This is a genomic window from Microbacterium sp. CH-015, assembly GCF_049707015.1.
GTDB lineage: Bacteria > Actinomycetota > Actinomycetes > Actinomycetales > Microbacteriaceae > Microbacterium > Microbacterium aurum.
The window spans coordinates 70,423-85,786 of record NZ_JBNAFJ010000009.1 but is presented as its reverse complement, the minus strand read 5'-3'; the positions used below and the strand labels follow the sequence as shown (position 1 = coordinate 85,786).

Genomic DNA, 15,364 nt, shown 5'->3' with positions numbered 1-15,364 from the left:
ACCCTGGCCCCGTCGCGCCGTGCGCGACGGGATGCCGGCGTGTCCGGCGCACCCGTCGCACCGGAGCCGCAGCCGGCGGACGAGGTCGCCGAAGAGGCGACGGATGTCGGGACGACCCTCGTCGCGCCGCGCGAGGCGACCCGCGGTGAGAAGTGGCGGGAGCGCGTCGAGTCGGCATGGCGGTCCACCGCCCGCGTCGGCCGTGCCGTCGCCGAGGTCATCCGCCCGCTCGGCTGGGTGCTGATCGTCGCGACCGTCGTGGTCTGGTGGCTCGCGCTCGCGTTCGGCTGGGAGGAGTTCCTCGTCGCCGCCGCCGTGCTGTCGGCCGTCATCGTGCTGTGCATCGCGTTCCTGTTCGGGCGCACGAGCTACGACATCGAGCTCGATCTCACCCGCACGCACGTCGTCGTCGGCGAACGGGCGGTCGGCGGTCTCACGCTCGTCAACAACACCTCCCGCACGATCCTGCCGTCGGAGGTCGTGCTGCCCGTCGGCGCCGGCCGCGGCGTCTTCCAGGTGCCGCGTCTCGCGCCCGCGCAGGAGCACGAAGAGGTCTTCGCGATCCCGACCTCGCGCCGTGGCGTGCTGTCGGTGGGGCCGGTCAGCGTCCGCCGGGGCGATCCGCTCGGCCTCTTCGAGCGCACCAACGACCGGCGACAAGCCGTGGACCTGTACGTGCATCCGCGCACGACGAGCCTCGACGGGCTCTCGCTCGGGCACCTGCGCGACCTCGAGGGCCTGCCGGCGCAGCACCTCTCCCGCGACGACGTGTCGTTCCACGCCCTGCGGGAATACCAGCCGGGCGATGACCTCCGCCACGTGCACTGGAAGTCGACGGCCCGGGTCGGCGAGGTCATGGTCCGCCAGTACGAGGAGACCCGTCGCTCGCACTTCGTCGTCGGCCTGTCGACGCACCCCGACGAGTACCGCGACCCGGAGGAGTTCGAGGTCGCGATCTCCGCCGCGGCGTCGGTGGGTCTGCGGGCGCTGCGCGACTCCCGCATCCTCGATGCGCGCACGCAGCACGGTCCCGTCCGCTCGATCACGGCGCGGCGCTTCCTCGACGAGCTGTCGATGCTCGAACATTCACGTCCGCGCTCCGGCGGCGTCGTCGCGCTCGCCGGGTCGATCGCCGCGCACGCCCCGCAGGCGGCGGTCGTCGTGCTCGTGACCGGATCGAAGACGGATGCCGCCGACCTGCGCCTCGCGTGCTCGCGGCTGCCGCTGGGCGTGCGCGCCCTCGCGATCGTCGCGGACGCCCGCGTGGACGCGCCGGCCCTCAAGCGCATCGGCGAGGCCGACGTCGTCACGATCGGCGACCTCGACCAGCTGCCGCGCGCCGTGCGGAAGGTGCTGTCGTGAGAGTCGCCGCCCGGTCCTCCCGCTCGACCCGCATCGTGCTGGTCGACCTGGCCGCCGCCGCGCTGATGCTGCTCGTGTCGGTCATCGGCTTCGCGCCCACGTTCGACTCGCCCCAGTACCTCGTGGCCGCCCTGGGCGGCCTCGCGCTGGGTCTCGCGCTGGCGTGGGTGGGCGCTCGTCAGCGGTGGGGGATCCTGAGCCTCGCCGGTGCGACGGTGGGCGCGTACATCGTGTTCGGCGGCGCGCTCGCGCTGCCCCACACCGCGCTCCTCGGCATCGTCCCCACCCTCGACACCCTTCAGCAGCTGGCGCTCGGCACCGTCACGTCCTGGAAGCAGCTGCTGACGACGGTGCCGCCGGTCGCGGCATCCGACGGTCACCTCATCGTCCCCTTCATCCTCACCCTCGTCGGAGGCGTGCTGACCGGCTCGCTCGCGCTGCGCGCGCGCCACGCCGCCTGGGCGCTGCTGCCGGCGGCCGTCGTGCTGGTGGCGACGATCCTGCTGGGTGTCGCGCAGCCGGCGGCGCCGATCGTGCAGGGCGTCCTCCTCGCCGTCGTCGCCATCGTCTGGCTCGCGCTGCGTCGCGCGTGGGAGCACGATCGCGCCGCCGTCCGCGTCGAGTCGGCAGGGGCGTCGGATGCCGAGTCGGTGAGGAGCTCCCGCACGCGCCGCCTCGTGGCCGCCGGTGCCGTGCTGGCCGTCGCGACCGGCGTCGGCGTCACGACCGCCGCCGTCGCCGCGCCGCCGGTGCCGCGCTACATCCTGCGCGACTTCGTCGTGCCGCCGTTCGACATCACGCAGTATCCGAGCCCGCTGCAGAGTTTCCGCGGCTACGTCCGCGACGACGCCGACACGACCCTGTTCACCGTGACCGGGCTCCCCGAGGACGGCCGAGTGCGGCTGGCGACGATGGACGCGTACGACGGCATCGTCTACAACGTCTCCGACGACGGCGCCGGCTCCTCCAGCGCCTTCACCCCCATCCGCTCGAACATGTCGCCGGCCGCGGAGGGCACGCCCGCCACGGTGCGTGTGGAGATCGGCGAGCTCGCCGGCGTGTGGGTGCCCGATGTCGGGTCGGTCCGCTCGTTCGCCTTCGACGGTCCGCGCGCCGCGGAGCTGGCCCGCACGACGCACTTCAACGACGCGACCGGCACCGCCGTGGCCCCCGGCGGTCTCGCCGCCGGCGACGCGTACACGATGACCACCGTCGTGCCCGAGCAGCCGTCCGACGCGGCACTGGCCGACGTGCCGTTCGCCGCGCTGAAGATGCCCAAGCAGACCGGCATCCCGGAGAAGATCGCCGATCTCGCGTCGAAGGCGGTCGCCGACGCCGAGACGCCCATCGAGCGGGCGCGGGCGCTGGAGAGCTGGCTGCACACCGACGGGTTCTTCAGCCACGGTCTCGCCGACGACGTCCTCTCGCTCTCGGGGCACGGGGCGAGCCGCATCACGACGCTCTTCGGCGGCGACCAGATGATCGGCGACGACGAGCAGTACGCCGTCGCGATGGCGCTCATGGCGACCCAGCTCGGCATGCCGGCGCGCGTCGTGATGGGGTGGCACCCGGGTGAGGACGGCCAGGCCGGCGCCGTCTTCACGGCCACCGGCGACAATCTGCACGCCTGGGTCGAGATCGCGTTCGAGAACGTCGGCTGGGTCACCTTCGACCCGACGCCCGACGAGGACAACCAGCCCAACGACCAGACCACCAAGCCGCGGGCCAACCCGAAGCCGCAGGTGCTGCAGCCGCCGCCGCCCGCGCAGGAGCCCGCCGACCTGCCGCCCGCGATCGCGGAGGACCGCGAGCAGGAGGACGACGAAGCCGCCGGCATCGACTGGCTCGGCCCGGTGCTGCTGTACGGCGGGATGAGCCTGGGCGTGCTGCTGCTGCTTGCCGCCCCCTTCATCGTGATGGGCGTCGTCAAGGGCGCGCGCCGCGCCCGCCGACGCAGCGCCGCACGCACCGCCGACCGCATCTCGGGCGGCTGGGACGAGCTCGTCGACTCGGCCGTCGACCTGCGTGCCCCCGTCGTCGCCGGGGCGACCCGCAGCGAGAGCGCCGCCGTCGTGGGGGCGGCATTCGCCCAGCCGCGGGTCACCGAGCTCGCCAGCCGCGCCGATCTCGACGTCTACGGCCCCGGCGATCCCGCGCCCGAGGACGTGGAGGCGTTCTGGCGCGAGGTGGACGATATCGTCGGTGAGATGAGAGGGTCTACGTCGCTGTGGCAGCGCCTGCGCGCGCGGCTGAGCCTGCGGTCGCTGCGTCGCGGCGGCACGGCGAGTCGCCCGGCCGACCTGTGGCGCGCGGCCGCCAGCGGCATCGGCGGCGCGGTGGGCGGATTGCGCACGCGCGCGCAGGGGGCGTGGGCGGCGCGGAAGGGCCGCCGATGAGCGCGCCGGATCTCGCACGCCGCCCGGCCCTGCTTGGCCGGCGCATCGGGGCGTACCTCATCGACGGTGCGGTGGCCCTCATCGTGCTGCTGGTGGCGGCCGCCGTGCTCGGCGGCATCTCGCTGGGCACCGAGGGCGGATTCCCGCTCATCGCCGCCAGCATCGGCGCCTACGTCATCGCGATCGGCTGGTTCCTCGTCTCTTCGCTCATGCAGGGCGGCGGGGGATCGATCGGCATGCGCGCGCTCGGCCTGCGGCTCGTGCGCGAGACCGACGACGCCCCGCTCGGCTTCGGCCGCGCCCTGCTGCGCAACGTCATCTGGGGCCTCGGCTCCGCCATCATCGTGGGCATGTTCTCGCCGCTGTTCGACCCGACGCCCTGGCGTCGCGGCTGGCACGATCAGGTCTCCGGCGCCGTCATGACCGACATCGCCGGTCACGGCGCGGCGGTCGCGGCGCCGGCGACGACGGCGAGCGGAGCGGAAACGACGACGGATGCCGGGGCCACCCCGCGCACCGGCATCCCCGGTCCCCTGGGGGCGCCCGCCTCGTACCCGGCGCCGTACCCCGCCCGGGCGATCGCAGCGGATGCCGCGGCCGAGCCCGACGAGCGCACCGTCATCAGTCCCGCCACGGCCGCCGCCGCACCCCCGGCCGGTGTCATCTCGTTCGTGCCGGGCGTCACCTCGCCGGGACGGCCGGCGACGGTGCCCGGTGCGGCAGGGTCCGTCGTCCCGACGGTGTCGGCTCCCGCCGCGACACCCCCGGCGGCGCCTGTCCCGCCGGCTCCCGCCCCGGCATCCGCCCGGCACCCCTCGGTCCTGCCGGATCTCGTCGACCAGACGCGCTTGTCCACGGGCGAGAAGGTCCTCGCGCGACTGGCGTGGGACGACGGCGCGACGCAGGCCGTCTACGGTCGCACGCTGTTCGGCCGCAACCCCGTGCCCGAAACCGGCGCCATGGTCTGTCCGATCCGCGACGAGACGCTGTCGCTGTCCAAGACGCACTTCGAGCTCCTCCCCGCGCCCGACGGCGACGTCGATCCGGCGCTGTGGGTCATCGACCGTCACTCCACGAACGGCGTCGTCGTGCGCCGCGGCGCCGAGCGTCGGCCGGCCGTGCCGGGTGAGCCCACCCGGGTGCGGATGGGCGATGTGCTCGAATTCGGCGACCGGCAGGTGCGGATCGAGGTCGCCCCATGATCGATGCGCCCATCCACGTGCGCGCTGCCGCCGCCTCGCACACCGGGCTCCGGCGCCGCGTCAATGAGGACTCCTTCCTCGCCGACGCCCCGCTGTTCCTCGTCGCCGACGGCATGGGCGGACACGACGCGGGGGACCGGGCCAGCGCTGCGGTCGTCGCGGAGTTCGCGCAGCTCGTGGGGGCGCCGAGCCTCGGCATCGACCAGGTGCGCGCGGCGCTGCGCCGGTCGCGCGCCCGCGTCGAGGCGATTGCGAGCGACGGGCGGGCCGCCGGCACGACCCTCACCGGTGTCGCCATCGCGGAGGTCGGCGGCGTCGGATACTGGCTCACGGTCAACGTGGGCGACTCCCGCACGTACCGCTTCGCGAACGGCCTGCTGGAGCAGATCAGCGTCGACCACTCCGTCGTGCAGGAACTGCTCGACGCGGGGCTCCTCTCCGGAGAGGATGCCGTCACCGACAGTCGGCGCAACGAGATCACCCGGGCGATCGGGGCGGGCAGCGACGGGCAGGCGGACTACTGGATGGTCCCCGCCGAGCCCGGCGACCGCATCCTGGTGTGCTCCGACGGTCTGTCCGGCGAGCTGTCGGCCGCGCGACTGCGCGACATCCTCGCCGACGAGGCCGACCCGGCCGATGCGGCCACCCGGCTGATCCACGAGGCGCTCGTGCACGGCGGCCGCGACAACATCACGGCGGTCGTCGTCGACGCGCTCGCCGTCACCGGCTACGACGACGTGTTCGACACGGCCCCCGCTGGTGCACGCCGCGGCGACGCCGACAGCGACACCCGGCCGCGCGCCGGGACGAGGGGAGACGGTCGATGACCGAGCGAACGCTGGTGCGCTACCGCCCGGCCGCGACCGGATGGTGGGTCGCCGCCGAGAACGGCGCGGTCGCGGTGCTCGCCCCGGCGGTGTCGGCGGGGACAGCGACGGCGGTGTGGCGCAAGGTCGGCGGAGGTGGCATCGGCGCGGTGATCGAAGCCCTCACCGGAGCGTTCGGCACGTCGCTCAGCGCGATCCCGCCGTTCGCGCTGGCCGTCGCCGAAGCCGGCGGCGTGCGCGTCGCGGTCCGCGGCGCCGTCGAGGTGGTCGTCGAGGGCGACGGCGGAGCCGAGTCGGTCTCCGGCGAAGGCGTCGCGACGTGGACGGAGCGGTTCCTTCCCGGCGCGACGCGCATCACGATCGTCCCTGAGCCCGCGGCCGACGCGGGCGGGGACGCGGGCGTGGGCGGGGGCGCCGACGCGGCCGATGAGAACGTGCCGCTGCGCTCCGGCGTCGTCCGCGCCGTCATGATCGTCGCGGACCTGCCCGCGGTGGTGGGCGGCGCGGCCGCGGCGGTGCCGGCGCCCGCGGCGGTGCCCGCGGCGGCGGGGGAGGCCGGGGCGGCGGCGGTTTCGGTGCCTGCGACGGCGACGGCGGCGGCCTCGGAGGCGGTGCCCGCCGCGGGGGAGGCCCGGGCGGCGGCGGTTTTGCCTGCGACGGCGGCGGCCTCGGAGGCGGTGCCTGCGGCGGCGGATGCCGAAGAGTCGACGGATGCCGGTGCGCCGGGGGACGGCGAGGAAGCGGGGGCGGCGGCGCCGAGCGAGACCGCGACGGAGACCGTCAGCCACACGCAGGATGCCGCCGACACTCTCCTGCCGATGGCGACCCAACCGCCGAGCGACGTCGACGAGCGCATGCTGTGGGGCGAGACCGTCGCCCGGCCGTCCGCGGTCCTGCCCGACGCCGGCGGTGACCACGGCGATCAGGTCGCCCTCGACGAGGGCGACCACGACGGCGAGACCATCGCGGCATCGGGCCGCCCCCGCGGTCTGCCGCCGGCACCCGTGTTCGCACCGGCCGCACCCCCGCTTGCCACGCCCGCACCGGCATCCGCGTCCGCGCCCGCACCTGCCGCGGTCGCGCTGGGCGACCACGACGGCGAGACCATCGCGGTCGCGGACATGCGGGCGATGCGCGCCGCCGAGCCCGACCGTTACGAGTCCACCGACAGCGTCCCCGCCCGGCATCCTGCACGCGGCCGCATCCGGCTGTCGACCGGGCGGGTCGTCGAACTCGAACGCCCCGTCATCATCGGCCGCCGCCCCAAGTCGACGCGGACCTCGGGATCCGACCTGCCGACCCTCGTCGCCGTCGACAGCCCGGAGCAGGACATCTCGCGCAGTCACGTCGAGATCCGCGCCGAGGGTGAGCATGTGCTCGTCACCGACCTCGACACGACGAACGGCACAGTGCTGCTGCGCGGCGGCCAAGAGCCGGTGCGGCTGCATCCGGGTGAGCCGACCATGGTGATCACCGGTGACGTGCTCGACCTCGGCGACGGCGTCACGGTCGCCTTCGAGGATCTGCCGTGAGCGCCGCGAAGCGTCCGCCCGCGCCGCCGCCGGCACTCGCGGGTTTCACGTACCTCGACGTTCTCGGGTCCGGCGGGTTCGCCGACGTCTACCTCTACGAGCAGCACCTGCCACGGCGTCGCGTCGCGGTGAAGGTCATGCTCGAGGGACGCATGGCGGGAGGCGCGGCAGAGCAGTTCACCGCCGAGGCGAACGTGATGGCGTTGCTGTCGACGCACCCGGCGATCGTCACGATCTACCAGGCGGGGGTCTCCGACGACGGCCGTCCGTACCTCGTCATGGAGTACTGCCCGCGCCCGAATCTGCAGGTGCGCTCGCGCGCCGCGGCGTTCTCGGTGGCCGAAGCGCTCCGCGTCGGCGTGCAGGTCGCGGCGGCCGTCGAGACGGCGCACCGCGCCGGCATCCTGCATCGCGACATCAAACCGGCCAACATTCTCGTCACGGAATACAACCGTCCGGCGCTCACCGACTTCGGCATCGCGAAGAAGGCGGATGCCGTGGAGTCGTCCGCCGGCATGTCGATCCCGTGGTCGCCGCCGGAGTCGTTCACCGACCAGCCGGAGTCGGGCGTCGCGACCGACGTCTACGCCCTCGGCGCGACGGTGTACACCCTGCTGGCCGGCCGGTCGCCGTTCGAGCAGCCCGGCGGCCGCAACGGCGGCGCCGATCTCATCCAGCGGATCGAGAGTCAGCCGGTGCCGCGCCTGGAGCGCGCCGACGCCCCGGCGTCGCTGCAGGCGGTGCTCGAGCGAGCGATGGCCAAGCGCCCCGGCGACCGCTTCGAGTCCGCCGTCGCGTTCGCCCGCGCCCTGCAGCGCGTGCAGATCGAGCTCGCGCACTCCGTCACCCCGATCGACATCCTCGACGACGCGCCCGAAGAGGACACGCAGGACCCGGATGCCGACGGCGAGCTCACCCGCGTCCGCGGCATCGTCTCCATCGAACCGCAGACCGGTCCGGCCGCAGGCCCCACCCGGCGGCGCGACCACCCCGATGCCCACGCCGCCGCGACGGCATCGTGGGCGCCGCCCGTGACCGACGCCGGCGACACGGCCGACCCGACGGTCCTGCGCGGTCCGGTCTCGATCGTGCCGGAGGCGACCGTCGCGGACACCGGGTTCGCTCCGGCATCCGCCCCCGGGGACGCGATCGACGCCGGGACGGTCCGCCGCCAGCCGACGGCCCCGCCCGCGCCGGCGACCCCGGGCTCCCCGGGTGGCCCGGGTGGCCCGGCATCCGCCGCGCCCGTCGCCCCGGCAGCACCCGACGGCACCGCCGCCGGAGCGCCCGCCGGTGGACCGGCCGCGCCGCGGTCACGTCGCGGCCTATGGATCGGCGGCGGCATCGCCGCGGCGATCGTGGTGATCGGCGGCATCGCGCTCGGCGCGAGCCTCATCGCCCCGGCGGTGCAGGAGCCGGTCGAGAGCCCCACGGCATCCGTCGCCCCGCAAGACCCCATCGGCGACGTCGTGCCGGCCGTCGCCGATCTCACCGGCTCGGTGCAGGGCGCCGATGCCGTGTTCACCTGGACGAACCCCGATCCGCAGGAAGGTGACGCCTACCTCTGGCACGTCGTCACGCTCACCGGCAACGGGCAGGACGAGCGCGTCGAGGCGACGACGGTCACCCTGCCCGCCGACCCCGGCGGCACCACCTGCATCGAGGTCACCCTGCTTCGTTCGACCGGGCGCGCCGGCCCGGTGACCCGGGAGTGCACATCGTGACCGACGTCGAAGACACCGTTCCCCCCGCAGGCGTCGCCGAGCCCGGTCCCGGCCAGGCCGACGTGACCGTCGAGTTCGCCGGCGAGTACGTCACGGTCCCCTCCGGCACCCGGTTCACGATCGGTCGCGAGGGCGACCTCGCGATCGACGACAACCGGTTCCTGCATCGTCACTTCCTCTCCCTCGAGCAGGCCGGCGGGCTGTGGTGGCTGATCAACATCGGCGCGCGACTGTCGGCGACCGTCACCGACACCGAGGGGCGCGTGCAGGCGCAGCTCGCGCCGGGCGCGCGGCTGCCGATCGTCTTCGGCGTGACGACGGTGGTCTTCTCCGCCGGCGCGACGACCTACGAGTTGTCGGTGCACTCCGCGCAGCCGGCGTTCCGCGAGACGCCGCGCCAGGTCGACGACGGCGGGCTGTCCACCATCGGGGCGGTGCCGCTGACGCCGAGTCAGAAGCTGCTCATCGTGGCGCTCGCCGAGCCGGTGCTGCGGCGCGAGGGCACCGGCATGAGCGAGCTGCCGACCTCGGCCGCGGCGGCGCAGCGCCTGGGGTGGAGCATCACCCGCTTCAACCGCAAGCTCGACAACGTCTGCGACAAGCTCGACCGTCAGGGCGTGCCGGGGCTCCGCGGCGGCGTCACGTCGTCGGCGACCAACCGCCGCGTGCGCCTGGTGGAGCACGCCGTGTCCTCGCGCCTGGTGACCCGCAACGACCTCGTGATGCTCGACGATCCGGAGCGCTACGCCTCCGAGACCCCCGCCGCCTCCCGCCCCTGACCCCGCGCCCCTGCCCTCGCCCCGCCCCGCGCCTCTCGCCCCGCGCCTCTCTTCTTCGAGTGCGCCCCTTCCCGCCGAGAGGGCCCGGTGCAGACCGTCCATAACGGGCGCACTGGGCGAAAATGGGCCCGGTCGGCGAGACCCGCGCAGCGCGCCAGCCGCGCAACCCGCGAGCCCGCGCACCCCAGCGCCGCAACCCGTCAGCCGCGGGAGTGGCCGAGGACCTTCACGATGATGCCGCGGCGGCGCAGCTCCGCGATCGCGTGCGTCTCCTCGTCCACGGTGCGCCCGAGCGCGTGCTTGTCGGCGACGACCACGACGTCCCCCGCGGTCAGGCGTCCGAACGGGCGCGTGAGGCGCTCCGACCACGTCTCGCCGGTCTCGGGGGCCGGATGCCGGAACCCCTCGATCGGCACCCCGAACCCCGCGAGGGCGTCGCGCTGCGCTGACACCGGCGGCAGATCGTCGCGCGCGACGACGAGGCCGACCAGGCGCGACCCGGCGGGGCGAGCCGCCCACCAGTCGTTCTCCGACACGATGACCGGGACGGCCTCGGTCGTCGCCGGCAACGCGACCGATTCGGCGTAGTCGGCCGGCGTGCGGCCCCCGGCATCCGCCGCGGGGGACGCCGAGACTGGTCCGTCGGTCATGAAAGCTCCTTCGCCCGGGATCCCATTCTCACCTACGCGTCGTCATCGTCGCGCAGGCGCAGCTCGAGGCTCAGCTGGTCGGCGTCGAGCTCGGCCATGCGGTGGCGCAGCGCCGCTGTGCTGAAGGTGCCGCCGGCGGAGACGGCGATGAGGCGCGTGCGCATCACCTCGATGATCGCGAGCTGCCGTTCGAGCAGTTCCCGCGCATGCGCGCTCCAGTCCTCGCTGTGCGGCTCGGCGTAACGCAGCCCCGTCCGCTGCAGCAGTTCAGCGTCGAAGGGCGTCCCGTCGGGCCGCGCGAGGTGCGCCCCCGTCGCGACGGCCGCGGCCGCCGCGGTGCGCAGCTCGTCATCGAGCCGCTCGCGCTCGTCGCTGTCGGACGCCTCGGCGGGCTCGCTCAGCCGCAGCTTGCGCACGACCCACGGGAGCGTGAAGCCCTGCAGCATGAGACTGACCAGCGCGACGACGAAGGCGATGTAGATGAGCTCGGGACGCGATTCGACCGTCCGCGGGATGGTCTGCGCGGCCGCGAGGGTGACGACCCCGCGCATCCCCGCCCACACGATGACGGTCCCGTGCTTCCATCCGAGTGGCGACGACTGGTAGTAGTCGAGGTCGGCGAGGGCCCGCGACACGCGCCCCCGCATCGAGGTGAGCCGGCGCTCGGCCTGCTGCGGACTGGGCGTCTTGCGCAGGCGTCCGCGGGGTGCCGGGCGCTCCGGCCACCCCTCTTCCGCGATCTGATCGAGACGCGCATCGAAGCTCTCCAGCCGGGAGCGGTCGGCGCGCTGTCCGCGCCGTCGCCCCGCCCACAGCAGGAACGCGACGTAGCCGGTGCGCACCAGCAGGATGATGCCCAGCGCCCCGAACGCGAGCACGGTCGGCAGCCCGATGCCCTCGTGGCGCTCGATGACGGCGTCGACGATCTGATCGAGCTCGAGCCCCATGATGAGGAAGATCCCGCCTTCGAGCACGAGCTCGACGGTGCGCCAGTTGACCTCGTCCGACAGGCGCTGCTCGGGGGTGAACCAGCGCTGCGCGCCTTGACCGGCGACGAGCCCCGCGACGACGGCGGCGACCAGGCCCGACCCGTTCAGGTGCTCGACGGGAAGGTACGCCAGGAACGGCACCGTGAAGCCGATGGCGGTGGATGCCGGGGAGTTGCGCACCCACGAGCGCAGCCGCATCGCGAGCCAGCCGATGACGGCCCCGATGGTGACGGCGATGAACACCGCCCACGCGAACGCGCCGACCGCGGAGCCGAACGAGAACACCCCGGCGGCGACAGCCAGCAGGGCCGTCCGCAGCAGCACGAGGGCGGTCGCATCGTTCAGCAGGCTCTCGCCCTCGAGCATCGTCACGACGCGCGGCGCGATGCCGAGGCGTTTCGCGATCCCTGTCGCCACGGCATCCGTCGGGCTGAGGATCGCACCGAGCGCGATGCCGAGCGCGAACCCCACTCCCGGCAGCAGCAGCGAGAAGAAGAGGCCGAGCACGAGGGAGGTCACGACGACGAGCACGACGGCGAGCCCCGCGATCGGTGTGAAGTCGCGCCGGAACTCGATCGCGGGCAGGCGCACCGCCGCGGCGTACAGCAGCGGCGGGAGAATTCCGACGAGGATCCACTCCGGGTCGATCTCGGGGACGTCGATGAACGGCATGAGCCCGATCGCGAGTCCCAGCGCCACGAGCAGCAGCGGGCCGGCGACGCCGAGCCGCTGCGCCAGCGTCGTGACGACGGCGACCGCGACCACGCCGATGAGGATGACCAGCAGCAGGTCCATCGGGTCAGATCACGCCCAACTCGCGCACGGCGTCGCGCTCCGCGAGGAGCTCGGCGACCGACGCGTCGATGCGGGCGCGGGCACGGGCGTCGATCTCCAGCCCGTCGACGATGCGGTATCCGCCGCCGTCGCTCGTCACCGGGAACGACGAGTACACGCCCTCCGCGACGCCGTACTCGCCGTGCGAGAGCACGGCGGCGCTCGTCCAGCCCGACCCCGTGCCGAGCACGCTGTCGCGGACGTGGGCGATGGCCGCGTTCGCCGCTGACGCCGCGGATGACGAGCCGCGGACGGCGATGATCTCCGCGCCGCGCTTCGCGACCCGGGGGACGAACTCGTCGTCGAGCCAGGATGCCGCGGCATCCGCCCCGCCGAAACGCTCGGCGAGCGCGTCGGGCACCGGCCGTCCGTCGACGGTCGCGTGCGACACGTCGGGGAACTGCGTGGCGGAGTGGTTGCCCCAGATCGTGACGTTCTGAATGCCGGCGCTTCCGGCGCCGAGGGCGGCGGAGAGCTGCCCGACGGCGCGGTCGTGGTCGAGGCGTGTGAGGGCGGCGAAGCGGTCGCCCGGGATGTCGGGGGCCGCCGCCGCGGCGATCAACGCGTTCGTGTTGGCGGGATTGCCGACCACGACGACGCGGATGTCGTCTGCGGCATGCGCGTTCAGCGCGGCGCCCTGCGGGCCGAAGATGCCGGCGTTGGCGGCGAGCAGATCGGCGCGCTCCATGCCCGCGGTGCGCGGGCGCGCGCCGACGAGCATCGCGATGTTCGCGCCGTCGAAGGCGGTGGCCGCGTCGTCGGTGATCTCGACGGACTGCAGCAGCGGGAACGCGCAGTCCTGCAGTTCGAGAGCGGCGCCCTCGGCCGCCTTCAGCCCCTGCGGGATCTCCAGCAGGCGCAGCCGCACCGGACGATCGGCTCCGAGCATGTCGCCGGCGGCGATGCGGAACAGCAGCGCGTAGCCGATCTGGCCGCCCGCGCCGGTGACGGTGACTGTCGTGGCATCCATGGATCCGAGCCTACGGCTGTGCTGTCACAGGCGGTACGGTGAGCGCATGACATTCAACAGCAACGCCGACGTGAGCGGGAGCGGCGCGAAGCGGCGCGGCCCCGGCGGCGGAGCGGTCGCCGGCGGCGTCGGCGGGCTCGGCGCGATCGCCGTCATCCTCTTGCAGCTGTTCACGGGCGGCGACTTCTCGAGCCTGCTGGGCGGCTTCGGCGGCCAGGCCTCGCCGGCGCAGGAGACGGAGATCTCGGACTGCGAGACGGGCGCCGACGCCAACGCCAGCGACGCCTGCCGGCTCGCCGCCGGCTCGAAGGCCATCAACAGCTTCTGGGCGTCGGTCGTCCAGGGCTACCGCCCGCCGCAGCTGATCATCGTCGACGGCTCGACCCCGACCTCGTGCGGCACCGCCTCCAACGCGACCGGCCCGTTCTACTGCCCGCCGGAGGAGACGGTCTACATCGATCCGACGTTCTTCGACGTGCTCGCACAGCAGTTCGGCGACGAGGCGGGGCCGCTCGCGCAACTGTACGTGCTGGCCCACGAATACGGCCACCACATCCAGCAGATCACCGGAACCTTCGACCAGTACCCGAACAACGGCACCGGACCGACGAGCAACGGCGTGCGCACCGAGCTGCAGGCCGACTGCTTCGCCGGGGCCTGGGTCGCCAACGCCGCCCAGCAGACCGATGCGAAGGGCGTCCCGTTCCTGCAGGCGCCGACGGAGGACCAGATCCGCGATGCGCTGGATGCCGCGGCCGCCGTCGGCGACGATCACATCCAGGCGCAGTCCGGTCAGGTGAACCCGGAGAGCTGGACGCACGGCTCCAGCGAGCAGCGGCAGCGCTGGTTCGCGACCGGCTACAAGAGCGGTGTGTATGCCTGCGACACCTTCGCAGTGGGGAGCAACCTGTGAGCTCATCCTCCGGACCGGCGCACCTCGACGGCATCCTCTATCCCGAGATCGAACCGTACGAGACCGGCTTCCTCCTCGCCGGCGACGGGCAGCGGGTGTACTGGGAGCAGTCTGGCAACCCCGACGGCAAGCCGGTGGTGTTCCTGCATGGCGGACCGGGCGGGGGCACGTCGCCGTGGCAGCGGCGGTTCTTCGACCCGGAGCGCTACCGGATCGTGCTGTTCGACCAGCGCGGCTGCGGCCGCTCGACGCCGCACATGAGCGCGCCCGACGCCGACTTGCGCTTCAACACGACGTGGCATCTCGTCGCCGACATCGAGCTGCTGCGGCGCAACCTCGGGATCGAGCGGTGGCAGGTGTTCGGCGGGTCATGGGGCTCGACCCTGGCCCTCGCGTACGCGCAGACCCACCCCGAGGCCGTCACCGAGCTCGTGCTGCGCGGCATCTTCACGCTGCGCCGCCACGAGCTGGAGTGGTTCTACGAGGGCGGCGCGTCGGCGCTGTACCCCGACCTCTGGGAGAGCTACCTGGCCCCCATCCCGGTGCTCGAGCGCTCGCGTCTCATCGAGGCGTATCACCGCCGGCTGTCCGACCCCGATCCGGCGGTGCATGAGCCCGCGGCGGTCGCCTGGACGACGTGGGAGGCCTCGACGCTCACCCTGCTGCCCGACCCGGAGCTCGTCGCCTCGATGGCCGAGCCCACGGCCGCGGTCGCGTTCGCCCGCATCGAGAACCACTACTTCATGCACGGCGGGTGGCTCCGCGAGGGGCAGCTCATCGAGGACGTGGGGGCGATCCGCGGCATCCCGGCGGTCATCGTGCAGGGCCGCTACGACGTGTGCACCCCGATCATGACCGCGTGGGACCTGCACCGGGCGTGGCCGGAGGCCGAGTTCGTCGTCGTGCCCGACGCCTCGCACTCGGCGACCGAGCCCGGGATCGCCCGCGCGCTGCGCGCGGCGACCGACCGCTTCGCCTCCTGACCGCCGCTTCGCCCCCAGGTCCCGCCGAACCCTCACGTCCCGGCCGACCCCTCATCTCTGTGCGCGCGTGGACGTGAGGGTTCGGCGCAGGGGTGAGGGTTCGGCGACCTGGGAACGCCGTGCCTGCGCGCGGCACGCTAGACTGGACGGACTTGCCGCACCGAATCCGGTGCGCTCGCGTCGTAGAGCGCTTCCCTCGCCGC

12 protein-coding genes are annotated in these 15,364 nt (G+C 73.8%); 9 read left to right on the top strand and 3 right to left on the bottom strand.

Annotated elements, in window-relative coordinates; translation table 11 throughout:
* The first annotated feature begins 39 nt into the window (after positions 1-39).
* The 7 genes from ACPYN4_RS12960 to ACPYN4_RS12930 are packed head-to-tail and all read left to right on the top strand — an operon-like array spanning position 40 to position 9,822.
* Positions 40-1,362 carry a DUF58 domain-containing protein gene (locus ACPYN4_RS12960; protein WP_424446575.1) on the top strand — a complete coding sequence of 441 codons (1,323 nt, stop codon included), beginning with the start codon at positions 40-42 and terminating at the stop codon, positions 1,360-1,362.
* Positions 1,359-3,758, top strand: a complete 2,400-nt coding sequence (locus ACPYN4_RS12955) for a transglutaminaseTgpA domain-containing protein (RefSeq protein WP_424446574.1) — start codon at positions 1,359-1,361, stop codon at positions 3,756-3,758. The genes ACPYN4_RS12960 and ACPYN4_RS12955 overlap by 4 nt, the downstream gene beginning before the upstream one ends.
* Complete coding sequence (locus tag ACPYN4_RS12950) at positions 3,755-4,960, top strand: RDD family protein (RefSeq protein ID WP_424446573.1); 1,206 nt, start codon at positions 3,755-3,757, stop codon at positions 4,958-4,960. The genes ACPYN4_RS12955 and ACPYN4_RS12950 overlap by 4 nt, the downstream gene beginning before the upstream one ends.
* Positions 4,957-5,787 carry a PP2C family protein-serine/threonine phosphatase gene (locus tag ACPYN4_RS12945; RefSeq protein WP_239281983.1) on the top strand — a complete coding sequence of 277 codons (831 nt, stop codon included), beginning with the start codon at positions 4,957-4,959 and terminating at the stop codon, positions 5,785-5,787. The genes ACPYN4_RS12950 and ACPYN4_RS12945 overlap by 4 nt, the downstream gene beginning before the upstream one ends.
* A complete protein-coding gene (locus ACPYN4_RS12940) occupies positions 5,784-7,319 on the top strand; it encodes an FHA domain-containing protein (protein WP_424446572.1) in 1,536 nt (511 codons plus the stop codon). The genes ACPYN4_RS12945 and ACPYN4_RS12940 overlap by 4 nt, the downstream gene beginning before the upstream one ends.
* Entirely contained in the window at positions 7,316-9,043 is a 1,728-nt protein-coding gene (locus tag ACPYN4_RS12935) for a serine/threonine-protein kinase (protein WP_424446571.1), read from the top strand. The genes ACPYN4_RS12940 and ACPYN4_RS12935 overlap by 4 nt, the downstream gene beginning before the upstream one ends.
* Positions 9,040-9,822: a hypothetical protein gene (locus ACPYN4_RS12930; RefSeq protein ID WP_424446570.1), complete on the top strand. Its 783-nt coding sequence runs from the start codon at positions 9,040-9,042 to the stop codon at positions 9,820-9,822. The genes ACPYN4_RS12935 and ACPYN4_RS12930 overlap by 4 nt, the downstream gene beginning before the upstream one ends.
* Positions 9,823-10,022: 200 nt before the next feature.
* On the opposite strand, the gene ACPYN4_RS12925 is transcribed toward ACPYN4_RS12930, so the two are convergent.
* The 3 genes from ACPYN4_RS12925 to ACPYN4_RS12915 are packed head-to-tail and all read right to left on the bottom strand — an operon-like array spanning position 10,023 to position 13,265.
* Positions 10,023-10,472, bottom strand: coding sequence for a dehydrogenase (locus ACPYN4_RS12925; protein WP_424446569.1), 450 nt, complete (start codon positions 10,470-10,472; stop codon positions 10,023-10,025).
* A 32-nt stretch (positions 10,473-10,504) separates the two neighbouring features.
* The gene (locus ACPYN4_RS12920; protein ID WP_239281077.1) at positions 10,505-12,256 is read right to left on the bottom strand and encodes a cation:proton antiporter; all 1,752 of its coding nucleotides are present in this window, start codon (positions 12,254-12,256) and stop codon (positions 10,505-10,507) included.
* Between the two features lie 4 nt (positions 12,257-12,260).
* Complete coding sequence (locus ACPYN4_RS12915; protein ID WP_239281078.1) at positions 12,261-13,265, bottom strand: malate dehydrogenase; 1,005 nt, start codon at positions 13,263-13,265, stop codon at positions 12,261-12,263.
* Between the two features lie 46 nt (positions 13,266-13,311).
* Between ACPYN4_RS12915 and ypfJ the strand changes: the two genes are divergently transcribed.
* A complete protein-coding gene (gene ypfJ / locus ACPYN4_RS12910) occupies positions 13,312-14,178 on the top strand; it encodes a KPN_02809 family neutral zinc metallopeptidase (protein ID WP_239281079.1) in 867 nt (288 codons plus the stop codon).
* Positions 14,175-15,161: a prolyl aminopeptidase gene (gene pip / locus ACPYN4_RS12905; protein WP_239281080.1), complete on the top strand. Its 987-nt coding sequence runs from the start codon at positions 14,175-14,177 to the stop codon at positions 15,159-15,161. The genes ypfJ and pip overlap by 4 nt, the downstream gene beginning before the upstream one ends.
* Positions 15,162-15,364 lie beyond the last annotated feature (203 nt).

Bases quoted from the DNA above. Each gene is read 5' to 3' on its own strand.
- ACPYN4_RS12950 (WP_424446573.1), top strand. From the start codon at position 3,755: ATGAGCGCGCCGGATCTCGCACGCCGCCCGGCCCTGCTTGGCCGGCGC.
- ACPYN4_RS12945 (WP_239281983.1), top strand. From the start codon at position 4,957: ATGATCGATGCGCCCATCCACGTGCGCGCTGCCGCCGCCTCGCACACC.
- ACPYN4_RS12940 (WP_424446572.1), top strand. From the start codon at position 5,784: ATGACCGAGCGAACGCTGGTGCGCTACCGCCCGGCCGCGACCGGATGG.
- ACPYN4_RS12925 (WP_424446569.1), bottom strand. From the start codon at position 10,472: ATGACCGACGGACCAGTCTCGGCGTCCCCCGCGGCGGATGCCGGGGGC.
- ACPYN4_RS12920 (WP_239281077.1), bottom strand. From the start codon at position 12,256: ATGGACCTGCTGCTGGTCATCCTCATCGGCGTGGTCGCGGTCGCCGTC.
- ACPYN4_RS12915 (WP_239281078.1), bottom strand. From the start codon at position 13,265: ATGGATGCCACGACAGTCACCGTCACCGGCGCGGGCGGCCAGATCGGC.
- ypfJ (WP_239281079.1), top strand. From the start codon at position 13,312: ATGACATTCAACAGCAACGCCGACGTGAGCGGGAGCGGCGCGAAGCGG.